This is a genomic window from Kitasatospora sp. NPDC048662 (assembly GCF_055587065.1).
The window spans coordinates 330,536-348,227 of record NZ_JBVJHA010000007.1 but is presented as its reverse complement, the minus strand read 5'-3'; the positions used below and the strand labels follow the sequence as shown (position 1 = coordinate 348,227).

Genomic DNA, 17,692 nt, shown 5'->3' with positions numbered 1-17,692 from the left:
TGGCTGGGGCTGGCCGGAGCGGGGGCCGCGGTTGCGGCGCCCCGGTCCAGTTCTCCGGTCCACGGGGTCCAGGGTGGGAGCAGTGCATCAGGGTCGAATGAACGACCGATTGATGTGCAGGTCAGCGCGTTTTCGGGGCGCTTCCTGCCCGTTCCTGACGGGCCGCCGGTCAAGCGTCCGGCCGGCCGGTCAGTCGGATTCGGGTCCGGCGGTGTTGGCGGTCAGCCATTCCAGGGTGTGCGGAATCATCTTCTTGAAGTCGGAGGTGAGGTGCTTGCCGCCGGGCTGCTCGTAGTACTCGACGGTGGTGGGGGCCTTGGCCTTCTCGACCCAGGACTTCACCAGCTTGGTCTCGTACGGGTTGGCGCCCCCCGCGGTGGCCAGCATCCGCACGTCGGCGGTGCCCCCGGCGACCAGCCGTTCGGGGCTGTTGGCCTGGCGTTCCTGCTCGTGGCCCTTCCAGAGCGGCGAGTCGGGGTTCCAGTAGCCGTCGATCGGCACTGCGGCCTTGAACACGTCGGGGTGCTGCAGGGCGAGCTTGGCGCTGCAGAACGCGCCGGTGGAGGCGCCCATCACGGCCCAGCCGTCGCGGCCCTTGACGGTACGGAAGTTGGCGCGGACGAAGTCGGGGATGTCCTCGGCCATCCAGGTGCCCATCTTCGGCTGGCCGGGGATGTCGGCGCACTCCAGGGCCTTGGACTCGTTGGAGTCCAGGTTCTGCACCGGCATGATCATGATGAACGGGTGGGCCTTGCCCTGGGAGGCCATCTGCTGGTCGATCTCCTGGATCGGCAGCTGGTTGTCGGTCCAGGTGTTGTAGCCGGCGCTCTGCCCGCCCGCGTACAGGGTGAGCACGGGGAAGCCGGTCTTGGCGTACTTCGGGTCGTTGTACTGCGGCGGCAGCCAGACCCACACCTTGCCGCTGACGCCGGACTTGGCGCCGTTCAGGGTGGTCATCATGATCGGCCCGGCGGCGGTGTCGCGGACCTTGGACAGCTGTGCGGCCGGGCCGGTCGGCATCAGCACCTTGGACGGCTTGGGCGGGGCGCTGCTGCTCTGCGCGGCGGGCGAGGACGGGTGGTCGGCGACGCTCGCGCCCTTGGTGTCGCCGGAGGTGCCGCTGTTGCTGCCGCAGGCGGCCAGCGGGGCGGCGAGGGCGAGCAGGGCGGCGGCGGTCAGCAGACGGCGGGCGGCGGAACGGGGCTGCGGCAGCACGGGGCGGTCTCTCCGGGCGGGGGCCGACCCGGCAGCCGGGAGGGGCCCTGGTCATTGGGCTTGGCCGGGGCCGCCGCGCGCTGGTGGTGGCCGGCGCTCCCCGGGAACGGCCGCGGCCGCACAAAGGTGCGGCGGTTCGGCCGTTCGAGATCCTATGACGTACCGCTCGGGGCCCCGGTTGCGGAGGGGTGAACAACCCGTCGTCCGGCGGGGACGGCCCCTGCCGGACGACGGGGGCCGCCCCGCTCCAGGAGCGAGGTCACGGGCGCCAGGTGTCGTTCAGGGTGATCTTTCCGCTCGCCGGGACGGTGGCGGTGCGGTTGGCGCCGCTCTCCCAGGTGACGGTGCCGGCGGCGTCCTTGCGCAGGTACTTGTACTGGATCGCGGTGCCGGCGGGCAGCGCCACGTCCAGCTTCCACACCGGGTAGGAGGCCGAGCCCAGCAGCAGCGCCTTTGAGGTGTCCCAGCCGCCGAGCGCGGCCGCGTCGCCGACCACGTAGAGGTTCTGGCCGGGCACGGTGGTGCCGTTGACCGCGAAGGAGGCGCCCGGCGCGGTGCCGGCGGCGGTGGCGCCGACGTACAGCGCGACGGCGTCGTTCGCGCCGACCGAGGCGGTGAACTTCCCGTCCGCGCCGACGGTGTAGGTCGGGCCGGAGCAGCCACCGCTCACCGGGTCGCCGTGCTGGACGTCGCAGTAGACGCCGGCGGGCAGCGAGGTCTGGAAGGTCTGGGTGATCGCCGAGCTCTCCCGGTTGATCGCCACGTAGCCCTTGCTGCCGCGGCCGAAGGCGATCGCGTTGTTGCCGTTGGACCACCAGTTGGTCATCGCGGCACCGGCCACCGCGTTGCGGAAGCCCACCATGTTGGCGACCTGCCGCCAGGCGTGGACGCAGTTCCAGCCGTTCTGGTAGCAGGCGGTGACGGCGCCGGCGTTCGGCGGGCCGTCGTCGTTGCTGCTGAACGCGTAGCCGGAGTAGACGTTCGGCGAGCCGTACGGGTGGGCCAGCATGAAGACGTTGGCCAGGGTGTAGGTGGACCCGTCCTTGTAGGTGAGGGTGGAGCCGTTGCGCTCGGTGTCCCAGTTGTCGACGAAGGTGCGGGCCTGGGCGGAGGCGAGCAGGCCGCTGCCCCAGCTCTGCAGGTCGGATATTTTGCCGCCCTTGAAGGCGCTCTTCAGCCAGGTGCCGGAGCGGAACTCGTCCACGTCGCCGTTGCCGGTGTACTCGGAGGGCTGGATCGGCTCGCCCGCGCCGTAGATGACCTCCTGCACCCAGTACGCGTTCGGGTTGCTCATCCTGGCCTTGATGGCGGCCAGGTCGGTGGCGGCCATGTGCTTGGCGGCGTCGATCCGGAAGCCGTCCACGCCGAGCGAGAGCAGGTCGCTGAGGTAGTTGGCGATGGTCTGCTGGACGTACGCGGAGCCGGTGTTGAGGTCCGCGAGGCCGACCAGTTCGCAGTTCTGCACGTTGGCGCGGTCGGCGTAGTTGGTGATCGACGTGCGGCAGGAGTGGAAGTCCTGGTCCTGGTAGGAGCCCGGGTAGTTGTACTTCGTGTAGGCGGTGCCGCCGGTGCCGGTGCCGCTGCCGGCCGACATGTGGTTGATCACCGAGTCGGCGAGCACCTTGACGCCCGCCGCGTGGCAGGTGGTGACCATGTTCTTGAACGCGGTGCGGTCGCCGAGCCGGCCGGCGATCTTGTAGCTGACGGGCTGGTAGGAGGTCCACCACTGGGAGCCCTGGATGTGCTCCTGGGGCGGGGAGACCTCGACGAAGCCGTAGCCCTTGGGGCCGAGGGTGTCGGTACAGGCCTTGGCCACCGAGTCGAACTTCCACTCGAACAGGGTGGCGGTGACGCCCTTGGTGCCGGGCGGGGTGGCGGCCGCGGTGGGGGCCAGCGAGAGCCCGGCGCCGGCCGAGAGGCCGAACGCCGCGAGGGCGGTGCAGGCGGCGACGGCGCGCTTCCTGCGGGCGGGGGCGAGGGTGGGCAAGGGAGCACTCCTGGGGGAAGCCCGGCCCGCGGACGCAGGTCGCGGCCGGGTGGCGGCGGGGTGGGGCCGCGACGGCTGGGGTGTTGGGGCCGTCCGCGCGGAGGGGAGGTGCTACTGCAAGAAGCCTGCAAGGTGGGGTGAAACTTGCTGGAAATTTGCAGTGGCATGACCATATGGTCGGCCCGGGCGGCCGTCAAGAGAGCCCGCGACCCGCTCCGCGGCCGGTAAAACGGCAGCGCCGGCCCGCCGCTGACAGTTCGTCAACGGCAGACCGGCGCGCGGTCGGGCGGTATTCGGAGGCGGTGCCTCAGCCCAGCTGCTGCTCGATCACGTCACAGGCGCGGGCGGTGCCGCCCTCACCCCTCGCCCCGGCGCTCAACTCCCGCAGACGGGCGGCCACTTCCTCGTCCCCGACCAGCTCGGTGAGGGCCGACCAGAGCGCCTCGGGCGTGGCCTCCTCGGTGTCCAGCCGGCGGGCCACGCCGAGCTCGACCAGCCGGTCGGCGTTCATCGGCTGTTCGGCGGCCTGCGGCACCGCGATCATCGGTACGCCCGCCATCAGCCCTTCGCCGCAACCCCCCATCCCGGCATGGGTGACGAAGGCGTCGGCCTGCTCCAGGATCGCCCGCTGCGGCACCCACGGGTGCACCTCGACGTTGGCCGGGATCTCCCCCAGCTCGGCCAGGTCGACGAACGTCCCGATCTGCAGCACCACATGCCAGCCGGAACGGTCGCCGAAGGCCGCCAGACAGTTCCGGTAGAACTCGGGCTGCCGGGTGAACGCCGAGCCCAGCGACACCAGCAGCACCTTCTCCGCTCCTGCCGGACGCTGCCAACCGCCCTGCTCCGCCCGCAGGTCGAAGCACGGCCCGACGAACTCCACGGCCTTGCGGTCCACCCGGTCGGCGTGCGGCTGCATCGCCTCGGTGATCATCGCGACGGCGCGCACCGGTTTTCCGGAGAACGCGTCCACGTCCACCGTGGTGGCGCCACTGCCGGCCAGCCACTCGGCGAAGAGTTTGAAGTAGTCGTCGGCGCCCGGCAGTTGGCGTATGGCGCCGCCCACCTCCTCCTGATAGCCCTCCCACCCGACCAGGGTCGGGGAGAGCTGAACGATCGGCCGGCCCTGCGCCTCGGCGAGCGCCCGGGCGGCGTAGGCGCCGATGTCGTACAGGTAGACGTCGGCCGGGTCGGCGTCGTAGTGCGCGTGCAGCCGGGGCAGCATCGCGATCGCGTCCTCCAGGAAGACCCGCATCTGGCCGATCGGGTCGGCCGGCCAGTCGTGGTCGGCGACCGGCAGCGTGGAGGGGTACGGGACGAGCTCGGCGCCGGTGGGGGCGATCAGCTCGGCCGCCGAGGGGTCGTTGAAGTACGTCACCCGGTGGCCGCGGGCGACGAGTTCGCGGATCACTTCGAGGCTCGGGCGGACGTGGCTGACGGCCGGGATGCCGATCATGGCGATATGGGCACGACGGGTCATGCGAAAGCACCTGCTTCCGGTCTACGGGGTCGGAAAGGGAACACCGCACCGCCGACGCGCCGTCAGGGGGCGCCGGGGCGTGCGGGACGCGAGGCTCGGGGCACTGCCCCGGCCGCGTCAGCCGTAGATCTGGTGGAAGGACATGCCAGGACCCTAACCCGCCGGATCCGAAGCGCGCATCCGATTTAACTCCGGTCCGCACAAGGCTGATTGACCGATCGTCACACGGAAACGCGCCGGTGCCCGGCAGCCGAAGCGGCTGCCGGGCACCGGTATCACCGAAGGTGCGTCAGCTGGTCTGGATCGCGGTGTCGTCGACCACGAAGGAGGTCTGCAGCGAGACGTCCTCGACGGCGTTGAACTTCACCGTGACGGTCTGACCGGCGTAGGCCGACAGGTCGATGGTCTTCTGGGTGTAGCCGGTGTTCTTGTCGAGGTTGGAGTACGTGGCGACCGAGGTGCCGTTGACGGTCACGGTCATCTTGTCGTACGCGGTGGAGGTGGTGGTCTCGGCGGTGTCGACGTGCAGCCAGAAGCTCAGCGACGCCTTGCAGCCGGACGGGATGGTGACGGTCTGCTGGATGCTGTCGGTGTGGCTGGAGCCGTAGCCGTCCATCCAGGCCTTCCAGGAACCGCCGTGCGCGGCCTGCGAGGTGGAGTTGTCGACCACACCGGAGGTGGTGGTCCACGGGGCGGCGGTGCCGGTCTCGAAGCCGGGGTTGCCGAGCAGCTGGGCCGGGGTGCAGCCGCCGCCGCCACCGCCGGAGACGGTCCAGGTGAAGGAGACGCTGCCGGTCTTGTTGGCGGCGTCCTTCGCGGTGACGGTGACGCTGTAGGTGCCGGCCGCGGTGGCGGTGCCGGTGATCTTGCCGGTGGCGGCGTCGATCGACAGGCCGGTGGGCAGACCGGTGGCCGAGTAGCTGAGCGGCGCGGTGCCGCCGGTGGCGTTGATCTGCAGGCTGACCGAGGCGTTCAGCGCGGTCGACTGGTTGCCGGGGCTGGTCACGACCGGGCCGCCGGTGCTGGGCACCGAGCCGACGTTGACGGCCGCCCAGGCGGTCGCGGTGGCGTTGTACTCGGCCGAGTTGGCGCCGTACAGGTCGGTGGCGGCGGAGAGCATGCCGGCCCGCGCGTTCGCGTAGTTGGTGGAGGAGGTCCAGTAGGTGGTCAGCGCCCGGAACCAGATGGCGGCGGCCTTGTCGTGGCCGATGCCGGTGACCGGGATGTTGTTGTAGGTCGGCGAGTTGTAGCTCACGCCGTTGACCACCTTGGCGCCGCTGCCCTCGGACAGCAGGTAGAAGGCGTGGTTGCCGACGCCGGACGAGTAGTGGACGTCCTTGTTGCCGACCGTGGAGGACCAGTAGTCGGCGGACGAGCCGTCCTTGGACGGCTGGTCCATGTACCGCAGCGGCGTGCCGTTGCCGTTGATGTCGATCAGCTCGCCGACCAGGTAGTCCGGGTTGTCCTTGGAGATGTTGGCGTACCACTCGACCATGTTGCCGAACACGTCCGAGGTGGACTCGTTCAGGCCGCCGGACTCGCCGGAGTAGATCAGGCCGGCCGTGTTGGAGGTGACGCCGTGCGTCATCTCGTGGCCCGCGACGTCGAGTTCGGTCAGCGGGTGGGTGTTGCCCGAGCCGTCGCCGTAGGTCATGCAGAAGCAGCTGTCGTCCCAGAAGGCGTTGACGTAGTTGCTGCTGTAGTGGACCCGGCTGTAGGCGCCGACACCGTCGTTGCGGATGCCGTTGCGGCCGTAGGTGTTCTTGTAGTAGTCCCAGGTCATCGAGACGCCGAAGTGGGCGTCCACGGCCGCGGACTCCTTGTTGGCGGCGGTGCCGTCGCCCCAGGTGTCGGTGGACTTGCTGAACAGGGTGCCGTTGCCGCTGGTCCCGTTGTTCATGTTGGTGGTGTACATCCCACCGCGGGTGGTGTCCTTCATCTGGTACGTCGAACCGGACAGCGAGGTGCCGATGTTGACGTTGCCGACGAAGACGCCGGTGCCGGTGCCGGTCTCTATGCCTTCCCACTTCTGGATGACATCGCCGCTGTTGGCGTCGGTGACCACGTGCAGCTTGCTCGGGGTGCCGTCCTTCTGGGTGCCGGAGACCACGGTCTCCCAGGCCAGCCGCGGGCTGTTGTCGGCGGCCCAGACCACCAGGCGGGGCGCGGTCTCCAGCGCGGAGCCGGACTCGGCGGCCAGCGCGGTCGCCTGGCCCTTGGCGGCGGCCAGCTTCGGGGTGGTGGACAGGCCGTTCAGCGACGCGGTGGAGGCCCGGTCGACGCCCTTGGTGGTGCCGTTGGCGGCCTGGTGGACGACCATGTCGCCACCGAGGACGGGGAGTCCGTTGTAGGTGCGCTCGTAGCGGAAGTGCTGGGTGCCGTCGGCGTCCTTGAACGCGTCCTTGACCACCAGCTTCTCGGCGGAGCCCATGCCCAGGTTCTGCGCGACCTGGGCGGCGCGGGAACCCGCGTCCGAGAGCATCTGGGCGCGCCCGGCGGCCACCTGCTGGCCGGCGACCTGCGCCGCCGCGGACGGGCCGGCGGGGGCGGCCTGGGCCACCACCGACGGGATGGCGGTCACCAGCAGGGCGGTAGTGGCCGCGAGGGCGGCCATGCTCACGCGGGCATGCGTGTGGCGAGACATGCGGGACTCCTTAACCGACCGTCGCGGGGTCACGAGCGGTGAAGAGAATCTGGCCGCGGTTGCGGCGCAGCGGGGGCCCCAGCCGCCGGTCGCGGCACGGGGTGCGTACACGTACGCGGTGCAGGGCTGCGGGCTGCCGATGTCCTGGGGAGGCTCCATCGGCGGGGTTGGGGCTACCTGTCTTCGCAGCGAGGGGAATCGTGGCAGCAAACACCCGTCGAATGACAGATGCATGCCACGGATTGACTCATTTATGACCGCCCTACAAGTCCCCCAAGAGCCCCCCATGGTCCGGCATTTGGGATGCCGTCAGCTAAACATGGCGGTTGACCGTACCGCACCGAAGCTTTTCGGCCAACCCCGCAAGGGGCCCCACCCTGAGGTGAGACCCCTGTTACCGGCGGGGAACCATTACTTCTGGACGAACACCGCCACCGTCCGGCCCGGCACCGTGAAGGTCCCCGAGGCCGCGTCGAAGGCTGCCTGCTTGACCACCGGGTCGCTGCCCGTGGCCTGCACCCGGTGCAGCGCCTGCGTGGTGCCGCGCAGGCCCGCCACGGTCTGGGTCTGCGCGGCCGGGCTGGCGTTGAAGACCACCGTGAGGCCCTTCTCGGCGCCCGGCAGCCCCGTCCCGTCCAGGTGCATGGTGATCACACCCGGGTTCTCCCCCGCGGTGCCGGACAGCGGGAAGGACAGCCGGCGCTGCACCTCGGCCGTGCTCGTCAGCGAGAACAGCGGGGAGGACTGACGGATCCTCAGGAACTGCTGGTAGAGCGCGGTGCCGGCGCCCATCTCGTTGCAGCCCATCCGCAGCTTCGGGTCGGCCAGCAGCTGCTTGCCGCGGGCCCACATCTCCTGGTTGTCGGCCGCCATCGGCAGGCCGCGGCCCCAGCCGTTGCCCAGCTTGCAGTCCCAGTTGATGGCGTTGAACCAGTCGCCGGAGTCGTAGGAGTTGGCGTCCAGCGACTTGGAGCGCAGCAGGTCGCTTCCGGCCTGGGCGAACCCCGGGCCCTGGGCGAGCGCCGTCAACGACAGGCCGAGCGCCTGCATCCGGGCCCGGTCGGCGGGCGAGGTGCCCTGCGGCAGCTTGAACGCCAGCGCGTCGTACAGGTCGGCGTTGTCGTGCGCGTCCAGGTACTCCACCGCCTCGCCGGGCTGTGCGGCGTAGCCGGTCGGGGCGCCGTTGTAGTCGACTCCCTTGCCGGTGACGGCCTTTCCGGAGGAGTCGGTGAACGCGTAGCCGGCCAGGTTGCCGGTCAGGCCGACCTTGATCTGGTCCATCTCGTGCAGCAGCCGGGCCTTCTGCTGCTCCGGACCGCCGTTGTCCGCCGCGCCGTTCGGGTCGGTGTACAGACCGGAGGCGAAGCCCTGCTGCGGCGCCGAGGACAGCATGAAGTTGCCGCCGCGCCCGGCGTCCCGGATCCGGTCGTTGAAGGTGGCGATGCCCGTGCCGGCCATGTTGACCTGGGTGGCCTGGACAAAACGGGCGTCATTGGCGACGGTGCCGAAGTTCCAGCCCTCGCCGTAGAGGAAGATGTTCTTCCCGTCCACGCCGTCCCGCTGCGGGGTGAGTCCGCCGAGCGCGGACCGCACGTCCAGCATGGTGGACTTCGGATCCAGGCCCATCAGGTCGAACCGGAAGCCGTCCACCCGGTACTGCTTGGCCCAGGTGACCACCGAGTCGACCACCAGCTTGTTCATCATGGCGTGCTCGGGCGCGGTGTCGGCGCAGCACGAGTCGGTGGTGACCTTGCCGCTGTCGCTGAGGCGCTGGTAGTAGCCGGGGACGACCTTGTCCAGCACCGAGTGCTCGTCCTGCCCGGCCGCCGCGGTGTGGTTGTACACCACGTCGAGCACCACCCGCAGGCCCGCGTCGTGCATCGCCTGCACCATCTCGCGGAACTGCACGGTGCGCGCCGTGCCGGTGGGGTCGGTGGCGTACGAGCCCTCGGGGACGGTGTAGTGCAGCGGGTCGTAGCCCCAGTTGTAGGCGTCGTCGGCCTTCACCGCCGCCACGCACTCCTGCTGCTTGCCCGAGTCGGCGGGCAGCGCGGCCAGGTCGCAGGCGGGGAGCTTCTGGTCGGCCCGGTTCTCCCGGATGGTGGCGATGTCGAAGGTCGGCAGCAGGTGAATGGTCGTCACCCCGGCCGCGGCGAGCTCCTTCAGGTGCTGCATGCCCGCGGACTTCGACTGCGTGAACGCCAGGTAGGTGCCACGCTCGTCGGCCGGCACGGTGGTGTCGGCGGCCGAGAAGTCCCGCACGTGCAGTTCCTGGATCTGCTGCCGGGTGGCCGGTATCGCCGCCGGACTGCGGTGCTGGTCCCAGCCCTTGGGCTTGGTCGCGGCGGCCGACAGGTCGGCGACCAGGCTGCGCTTCGAGTCGGCGGCCAGCGCCGTCGAGTACGGGTCGGTGACGGTGTTGGTGACCATCTTCCGCACGCTCGGCGCCCACACCTTGACCTGGTACAGGTAGTACTTGCCGTCCAGTTCCTTGGCGTCCTTGGTCAGCGACCACACGCCCGAGGCCTCGTCGCGCTTCAGCGGGACGGTCTTCGGGGTGCCGCCGCTCGCCGTGTCGAAGAGCTGCACCGCCACCTCGGTCGCGGTCGGCGCCCACAGCGAGAGCGTCACCTTCCGGTTGCGGCCGTTGCCCTGCCCCGGACCCGTGTACACCGGGCCGAGCTGGGCCTTCGCGGCCTTCCCCGCGTACAGGTCGTCCAGCACGCCGGGGATCTGCACGCCGGTGGCGGCCAGCGCGGCGCCGTTCGGCAGGTGCTCGGCGAAGACCAGCTGGCTGCGCAGCGCGTCGGTGATCCGGCCGGCGTCACGGGCGTCGAGGGTGAACGCCCGGTAGCCCGCCAGGTGCGGGAACTTCGCCTTCTGGGCGTCCGTCAGGCCGGCCGCCGGGGTGAGCCGGATCCAGTGGCCGGGCTTGGACAGCGCGCCCTGCTCGACGCTCAGCCCACCGGCCGGGTCGTAGATCAGCTGGGCGCTGGTGCCGCCCTTCAACTGTGCTTCCGCCGCACCGTAGTTGGCGGGCACCACGACGGTCCGCGCGTCGATCCACTGGGCCTTCGCGGAGCCCAGGTCGAGCTGCGAGGAGGCGCCGGCGGTCTGCGGCAGCAGGTAGCCCTCCTGGCCGCCGATGATCCACACCTCGCGGCCCGAGGTGGCGAAGTTCAGCGACTGGTCCTGCGGCAGGTCCTTGTCGTTGCCGTTGTGGATGATGTAGCTGAGGCTGCTCGCCCCGGCCGCCAGCGGCACCTCGAACACCGCGCCGAACGCGTCCTTGCGGGCCGGCATCAGCGGGTTGCCCCAGTCGGTCGGCGTGGCCGCGCCCGTCCAGTCGTGCAGGCCCCAGCCGTCGTAGTTGCCGTCGGCGCGCCGGTAGTGGAGGACGGCCTTGCCCTCCGGCACCGGCTGCGCCCCGTCCGGGTTGGCGGTGCGGACGGCCGGGTCGCCCTCCTTGATCCACACCTCGCCGGTGCTGGAGATGTCGATGTGCCGGTCCTGCTCGACGTCCTTGGCGCCGTTCTTCTCCACCACGAACCCGACGTCGGAGGCCCCGCTCTTCAGCTTCACGTACGCGAACGCGCCGTACGCGTCCCGCCCGACGAAGCCGTGCCCGTCCGGCCAGGTGGTGCCCTCGCCATCGGCGATGTCACCCCAGGTGTACAGGTTCCAGCCGTCGTAGTCGCCGTCCTGCCGCTGGTAGTGCACCACGGCGTAGGGCCGCGACACCGCGCTCGGCGCGGGCGCCGGCGGCTGCTGCCCGGTGGTGAACTGCCCGCTCGCGGAGGCCAGTCGGCCCGCCGAGTCCTGCACCACGGCCTTGAACCGCACCACCGTGCCCGGCGCGACGCCGTCCAGGTTCTGCGTGACGCGGTACACCCCGCTGTCGGCGGTGCCCAGCGTCTGCCACGGCCCGTTGCCGACCTGCGCGGCGAAGGTCACCCGGTTGAAGCCGCCACCGGGCACGCTCGCGCCGAGCGCCACCGTCCCGTACGACCCGTCGGCGGGGGCGTTCACCGTGATCGACGGCCCCGCCGCCGGCTTGGCCGGCTTGTGCTTCGCCTTCAGCACCAGCGCGGACATCGCCGGGACGGTCACCGTCACCTTGCCGTCCGCGCCGCTGGTGGCCTTCCCCTGGAACCCGTACAGGCCGTCGAAGTCCATGCCCGCCGAGAAGGTGTCCAGCGTGACGGTCTTCGCCCCGGCCGCGTTGTTCACCGCCACCAGGTACTCCACCTGGTCCTTGGCGTCGATCCGGGAGAACGCGTACACGCCCGGCCCGTCCGCCGCGTACCGCTCCACCTGCGCGCCGTCCGCCAGCGCCGGGTTGTCCTTGCGCAGCTTCGCCAGCCCGGCGATCCCCCGGTACAGCGCCCCGTCCCGGCCGTACCGGTCCTTCGGGCCGGAGTCGCCGCCGATCACCGGGTCGCTGTTGTACGAGGGGGTCTTCGAGGCGAACATGTCCTGCCGGGCGTCCTTGTCGCCGCCCGCGCCGGTGAAGCCCTGCTCGTCGCCGTAGTAGACCACCGGCTGCCCGCGGGTCAGGAACTGCAGCTCGTTGGCCAGCCGGTCCTTGCCCAGCAGCACCTCGTCCGGCGCCCCCGGGTTGTCGCTGCGCAGGAACGACCCGAACCGGCCCATGTCGTGGTTGCCGAGGAAGGTCGGCAGCTCGTACGCGTCGGTGTCGGCCGTGGTGTAGCGGTAGTCCTGCGCGTACAGCTCGCTCAGCGCCTTCGCCGAACCGTTCTGCGACACGTACTTCCGGGCCGCCTCCTGGAACGCGAAGTCCAGCGTCGCCTGCAGCTTGCCCTTGGTGACGTACGGGGAGGTCACCGCCGGGTCACCCGAGTACACCTCGCCGAACATGAAGAACTTCTTGTTCCCCCGCTGCGCCGCGAACTGCTTCAGCGCCGGCGCCCACTGCTCCCAGAACGCCATGTTCACGTGCTTGACGGTGTCGATCCGGAATCCGTCCACGCCGGCCTCGGCGACCCACTTCTGGTAGATCTTCTCCATCCCCGCGACGACCTTCGGGTTCTGGGTGTCCAGGTCGTCCAGCCCGGAGAAGTCACCCTCGGTCGCGGACTCGCCGACGAAGGTCGAGTTGCCCCGGTTGTGGTACAGCGCCGGGTCGTTCAGCCAGGACGGGGACTTCGCGTTGGCGTCCGCCGGGGTCCGGAACACCGGGTTGTAGGGGAAGGAGTCCTTCGAGATGCCCGGCCACTGCGCCCGCGCGTCGGAGACCGCCGTCTCGTCCACCGGGTTCCCGTCGGCGTCCAGCGTCGGGTAGGCACCGGCGGAGCGGTAGTCGTACGAGCCCTCCGCGTAGTCGATGACGTCCGCGGTGTGGTTGGTGATGACGTCGAAGAAGACCTTGAGGCCGCGCTTGTGGGCCTTGTCGATCAGCTCCTTGAGCTGCTCGTTGGTGCCGAAGTGCGGATCGACCTGGGTGAAGTCGGTGATCCAGTAGCCGTGGTAGCCGGCCGAGGCGTCCGCCCCCGTGCCCTGCACCGGCTTGTTCTTGAAGATCGGCGCCATCCAGATCGCGGTGGTGCCGAGGTCCTGGATGTAGTCCAGCTTGTCGATCAGGCCCTGCAGATCGCCACCGTGGTAGAAGCCCTTGTCGGCCGGGTCGAAGCCGTTGTCCAGCCGCCCGCCGGTGATCCCCCCGGTGTCGTTGCCGGTGCTGCCGTTGGCGAACCGGTCCGGCAGCACGAAGTAGAACTGCTCCCGGGTCAGGTCGTGCCGGGCCGCGGTCGCCGCCAGCGCCGCGTCCGAGGGCGCGGACGGGGCGGCCGACGCGAGCGGGACGGCGCCCAGCGTCGCGGCGATCAGCGAGGCCGCCACCAGGACGGAGGCCCGTCCGGGACGGCGGTACGGGGTGGTGCGGCGCGGGGAACGGGCTTGGGCGTCGGCCACGGCAGGGCTCTCCCTCTGGGGCGCTCGGGCAGGGTGGGTGGCGTGGAACCTAGCGTCCTGCAAGATGTTTCAGCAAGATGCGAAAGCCCTTTCGGGGACGAGTCATACCGAGTCGTGACCTGCCCCCACTTGGGGTCCGGGCCCCGAACGAGACCCCGGTTCGACCCCCGGTAACCCGCGCGCCACAATGGACCGCATGCGCCTCGAGAACCGATCGACCCCTACCCCCGTAGGGGGACAGTCGGTGAAGAATCCCCGACCAGAGGATGAGCAAGCGGCCACACCTCGTCTGGCAGACTTCTCCTCCATGGGGGAACCGACCGAGATCCACGCAGCCGGCGCCGACCGCGCCGAGCGGAGCGCACGCGACGGTTCCGACCCGGGCACGGACCACACCGCCCACCAGCCCGGCGGAGCCACCCGCGTCGCCCAGCCACCCGCCACCGGCCTCCGCGCCCGCCTGCGCGAGCAGCGGCGCGCCCCGCGCCGGCCGCACCTGTTCTTCGAACTCGCCCTGATCGGCATCAGCTACTGGCTGTACTCGCTGATCCGCAACGCCGTTCCCGAGCAGGCCGCGATAGCGCACAAGCACGCCGACTGGGTCTGGAACTTCGAGCAGACCCTCGGCATCGCCGTCGAGCGCTCGATCAACCACGCCGTCGACTCGGTGACCTGGCTGATCGTCGGGATGAACTACTACTACGCCACCCTGCACTTCATCGTCACCATCGGCGTACTGGTCTGGCTCTACCGCTCCCACCCCGGCCGCTACGCCGCCGCCCGCACGGTGCTCTTCGTCACCACCGGGATCGCGCTCGTCGGCTTCTACTTCTTCCCCCTCGCCCCACCCCGCCTGATGGACGCCGGTTTCATCGACACCGTCACCGTCCACCACACCTGGGGCTCCATGGCCTCCGGCGCCGGCGCGCAGGTCTCCAACCAGTTCGCGGCCATGCCCTCCATGCACATCGGCTGGTCCATGTGGTGCGGCCTGACCATCTTCTTCCTGGCCCGCCGCACCTGGGTCCGCGTCCTCGGCCTCGCCTACCCCCTGGTCACCCTCAGCGTGATCATCTCCACCGCGAACCACTTCTGGCTGGACGCGGTCGGCGGCGAAGCCTGTCTGGTCGTCGGCTTCGTCGCGGCGCGGCTCATCTACCACAACTGGGTCTACCGCCTCCCGCGCAACCCGGACGACATCGCGGATCACGCACTGACGGTTCCGGTCTCCTGGGACACCAAGGTCTCCGCGTAGGGCTCACGCAGGTGTGCTCGCGCCCCTGGTTGCCCTAACTGGTCCCGTAGAACAGCCGCTCCATCGCGTGCCGGGCCCGTCGCGTGACCCGACGGTAGTCGTCCAGCAACTCGCCGGAGTGCCCGGCCCCGTAGCCCAGGTAGCGCGCCACACCCGCCAGTTCCCTCGCGTCGCCCGGAAAGCTGTCCCCGGCCCGGCCGCGCACCAGCATCACGGCGGCCCGCACGCGCGAGGCCAGGACCCACGCGGCGTCCAGCACCTCCGCGTCCTCCCGTTCCACCAACCCGGCCGCCGTCGCGGCGGCCAGGGCCGCCCGGGTCCGGGTGGTGCGCAGGCCCGGGATTTCGTGGCCGTGGCGGAGCTGGAGGAGCTGGACCGTCCACTCCACGTCCGCCAGGCCGCCGCGGCCGATCTTCGTGTGGGTGGTGGGGTCGGCGCCGCGGGGCAGGCGCTCCGCCTCGATCCGTGCCTTGATGCGGCGGATCTCCGTCAGGTCGCGCTCGGAGACGCCCCCGCCGGGGTAGCGGAGGGGGTCGATCAGGTCCCGGAACCGGGCGCCGAGTGCGAGGTCGCCGGCCATCGGTTCGGCCCGCAGCAGCGCCTGGCTCTCCCAGGCGTGCGACCAGCGCGCGTAGTACCCGGCGTACGAGGCCAGGGTGCGCACCAGTGGACCGTTGCGCCCCTCGGGGCGGAGGTCGGCGTCGACCTCCAGCGGCGGTTCGACCGAGGGCGCGGCCAGGAGTGTCCGCATCTCGCCGATCACGGCCTTGGCCGCTTCCGCCGCGTCGTCGTCCAGCACGCCGAGTCGCGGCTCGTGGACGAACAGCACGTCCGCGTCGGAGCCGTAGCCGAGTTCGTGGCCGCCGAACCGTCCCATGCCGATGACCGCGATCCGGGTGGGCAGTTCGCCGTTGCGGTCCTCCCAGCCGGCGGTCGCGGCGCGCAGCGCGCCCTGCAGGGTGGCGGCGGTGATCGAGGTGAGCGCCTCGCCGGCGGCGTCCAGTGCCTTCGCGGGGTCCTCGTCGAGGCGGCCGAGCAGGTCGGCGGCGGCGGTGCGGAACAGTTCGCGGCGGCGCACCGACCGTACCGCGGCCACCCCGGCCGAGGGGCTGTCGGCGCGGCCGACCGCGGCGAGGATCTCCGACTCCAGGGCGGCCCGGCCACGCGGCGTCACCCCGGTGGAGTCGCCCAGCATCGCGACCGCCTCGGGCGCGCGCATCAGCAGATCGGGGGCGAACCGCCCCGCCGACAGCACCCGGGCCAGCTGTTCGGCGGCCGCGCCCTCGTCGCGCAGCAGCCGCAGGTACCAGGGGGTGCCGCCGAGCGCGTCGGAGACCTGCCGGAAGTTGAGCAGGCCGGCGTCCGGGTCGGCGGAGTCGGCGAACCAGCCGAGCAGCACCGGCAGCAGGGTGCGCTGGATGGCGGCCTTGCGGCTGACGCCGGAGGCGAGTGCGGAGATGTGCCGCAGCGCGGCGGCCGGGTCGGCGTAGCCGAGTGCGGCGAGGCGCTGCCGGGCGCCCTCGGGGGTGAGCCCGGCGGCGCCGGGGCGGGTGACCCGCAGTTCGGCGACCGGCAGTTCGGCGACGGCGTCCAGCAGCGGGCGGTAGAACAGCCGCTCGTGCAGCCGGCGCACCTCCAGGGCGTGCCGCTTCCACTCCCGTTGCAGCGCGGTGACCGGGTCGTCCCGGGTGTCGCCGTTGATCAGCGGGGCCATGGTGCGGGCCAGTCGGCGCAGGTCGGCCGGATCGGTGGGCATCAGGTGGGTGCGGCGCAGCCGGTGCAGTTGGATGCGGTGTTCGAGGGTGCGCAGGAAGCGGTACGCGCCGTCCAGCGAGGCGGCGTCGGCGCGGCCGACGTAACCCCCGGCGGAGAGCGCGGAAAGCGCTTCCAGGGTGTTGCCGCTGCGCAGGCCCTCGTCGGTCCGGCCGTGCACGAGCTGCAGCAGCTGGACGGCGAACTCGACGTCCCGCAGCCCGCCCGGGCCGAGTTTCAGCTGGCGCTCCAGCTGGCCCGCCGGGATCGTGTCGACCACCCGGCGGCGCATCTGCTGGACATCGGCCACGAAGTGCTCGCGGGCGGCGGCCTCCCACACCAGCGGGGCCACCGCCTCGGTGTACGCCCGGCCGAGCTCGGCGTCCCCCGCGACCGGGCGCGCCTTCAGCAGCGCCTGGAACTCCCAGGTCTTGGCCCAGCGCCGGTAGTAGGCGAGATGGCTGGCCAGGGTGCGCACCAGCGGACCGTTGCGGCCCTCCGGACGCAGATTGGCGTCCACCGGCCAGATCACGCCCTCGCCGGTGGTCTCCGAGCACAGCCGCATCAACCGCGCGGCCAGCCGGGTCGCCGCCTGCGTCGCCCGCTGCTCGTCCACGCCGTCATGCGGCTCCGCGACGAAGATCACGTCCACGTCGGAGACGTAGTTGAGCTCCCGGCCGCCGCACTTGCCCATCCCGATCACCGCCAGCCGGCACGCCTCGGCCGCCCCCGGGTCCCGGGCGGCGGCCAGCTCCAGCGCCGTCTGCAACGTGGCCCCCGCCAGGTCGGCCAGCTCGGCCGCCGCCTGCGGCAGATCCGTCGTCCCGGACAGGTCCCGCGCGGCGATCGCCAACAGGCACCGCCGGTACGCGGCCCGCAACGCGTCCTCCTCACCGTCTCCCGCCTGCACGCGACGGGCCAGCTCGGCGAGGAAGTCCCCGCTCCCGGGGTGGATGTCCCGCAGCTCGAAACTGACCAGGGCGTGCCAGTCCCTCGGATGCCGGGCCAGATGATCACCGAGCGCGGCCGACGCCCCCAGCACCCCCAGCAGCCGGTCACGCAGCGGCTTCGACGTGGTGAGCGTGTCCCGCAAGGTGTGCCGCTCGTGCGGATCCAGCGCCTCCAGCAACCGCGCCAACCCGAACAGCGCCTGATCCGGATCGGCCGCCCCACCGAGCGCGTCCAGCAGCACCGGATCCCCCGCCAGCCCCTGCAACGCCGGTTCGTCGAGCAGCCGCACCGCCTGGTCGGGGTCGGAGAACCCCCGCCGCACCAGTCGAGTCTCCAGCCGGCTGACCCGGCTCCCGGACCGCTCCTCCACCGCTCCGCCTCCCATGGCTACCCCCAGGTACCCCCTGCCCGAAGCGTACGTTCCCCCCGGGCCCGGGCACCGCCCGTGACGCACCGTCCTCCCCCTCTCATTGGCCC

General features: G+C 71.2%; 7 protein-coding genes. 1 reads left to right on the top strand and 6 read right to left on the bottom strand.

Annotated elements, in window-relative coordinates:
* Positions 1–189 precede the first annotated feature (189 nt).
* The 5 genes from ACZ6R9_RS21845 to pulA form a co-directional block, all read right to left on the bottom strand.
* Positions 190–1,215 carry an alpha/beta hydrolase gene (locus tag ACZ6R9_RS21845; RefSeq protein ID WP_380481317.1) on the bottom strand — a complete coding sequence of 342 codons (1,026 nt, stop codon included), beginning with the start codon at positions 1,213–1,215 and terminating at the stop codon, positions 190–192.
* Positions 1,216–1,474: 259 nt separating this feature from the next.
* Positions 1,475–3,202 (bottom strand): carbohydrate-binding module family 20 domain-containing protein, encoded by a 1,728-nt coding sequence (locus tag ACZ6R9_RS21840; protein ID WP_465539729.1) that lies wholly within the window; start codon positions 3,200–3,202, stop codon positions 1,475–1,477.
* Between the two features lie 307 nt (positions 3,203–3,509).
* A complete protein-coding gene (locus ACZ6R9_RS21835) occupies positions 3,510–4,682 on the bottom strand; it encodes a macrolide family glycosyltransferase (protein ID WP_465539727.1) in 1,173 nt (390 codons plus the stop codon).
* Between the two features lie 289 nt (positions 4,683–4,971).
* Positions 4,972–7,326 (bottom strand): M4 family metallopeptidase, encoded by a 2,355-nt coding sequence (locus ACZ6R9_RS21830; RefSeq protein WP_465539725.1) that lies wholly within the window; start codon positions 7,324–7,326, stop codon positions 4,972–4,974.
* Positions 7,327–7,737: 411 nt separating this feature from the next.
* Positions 7,738–13,257, bottom strand: a complete 5,520-nt coding sequence (gene pulA, locus ACZ6R9_RS21825; RefSeq protein WP_465539723.1) for a pullulanase-type alpha-1,6-glucosidase — start codon at positions 13,255–13,257, stop codon at positions 7,738–7,740.
* 307 nt (positions 13,258–13,564) lie between these two features.
* Between pulA and ACZ6R9_RS21820 the strand changes: the two genes are divergently transcribed.
* Positions 13,565–14,512 (top strand): phosphatase PAP2 family protein, encoded by a 948-nt coding sequence (locus ACZ6R9_RS21820; protein ID WP_465539721.1) that lies wholly within the window; start codon positions 13,565–13,567, stop codon positions 14,510–14,512.
* Between the two features lie 34 nt (positions 14,513–14,546).
* On the opposite strand, the gene ACZ6R9_RS21815 is transcribed toward ACZ6R9_RS21820, so the two are convergent.
* Positions 14,547–17,585 carry a bifunctional [glutamine synthetase] adenylyltransferase/[glutamine synthetase]-adenylyl-L-tyrosine phosphorylase gene (locus ACZ6R9_RS21815; protein ID WP_465539719.1) on the bottom strand — a complete coding sequence of 1,013 codons (3,039 nt, stop codon included), beginning with the start codon at positions 17,583–17,585 and terminating at the stop codon, positions 14,547–14,549.
* Between the last annotated feature and the right edge of the window lie 107 nt (positions 17,586–17,692).

Coding starts and splice junctions, on each gene's coding strand:
- ACZ6R9_RS21830 (WP_465539725.1), bottom strand. CDS start 7,326: ATGTCTCGCCACACGCATGCCCGCGTGAGCATGGCCGCCCTCGCGGCC.
- ACZ6R9_RS21820 (WP_465539721.1), top strand. CDS start 13,565: ATGGGGGAACCGACCGAGATCCACGCAGCCGGCGCCGACCGCGCCGAG.
- ACZ6R9_RS21835 (WP_465539727.1), bottom strand. CDS start 4,682: ATGACCCGTCGTGCCCATATCGCCATGATCGGCATCCCGGCCGTCAGC.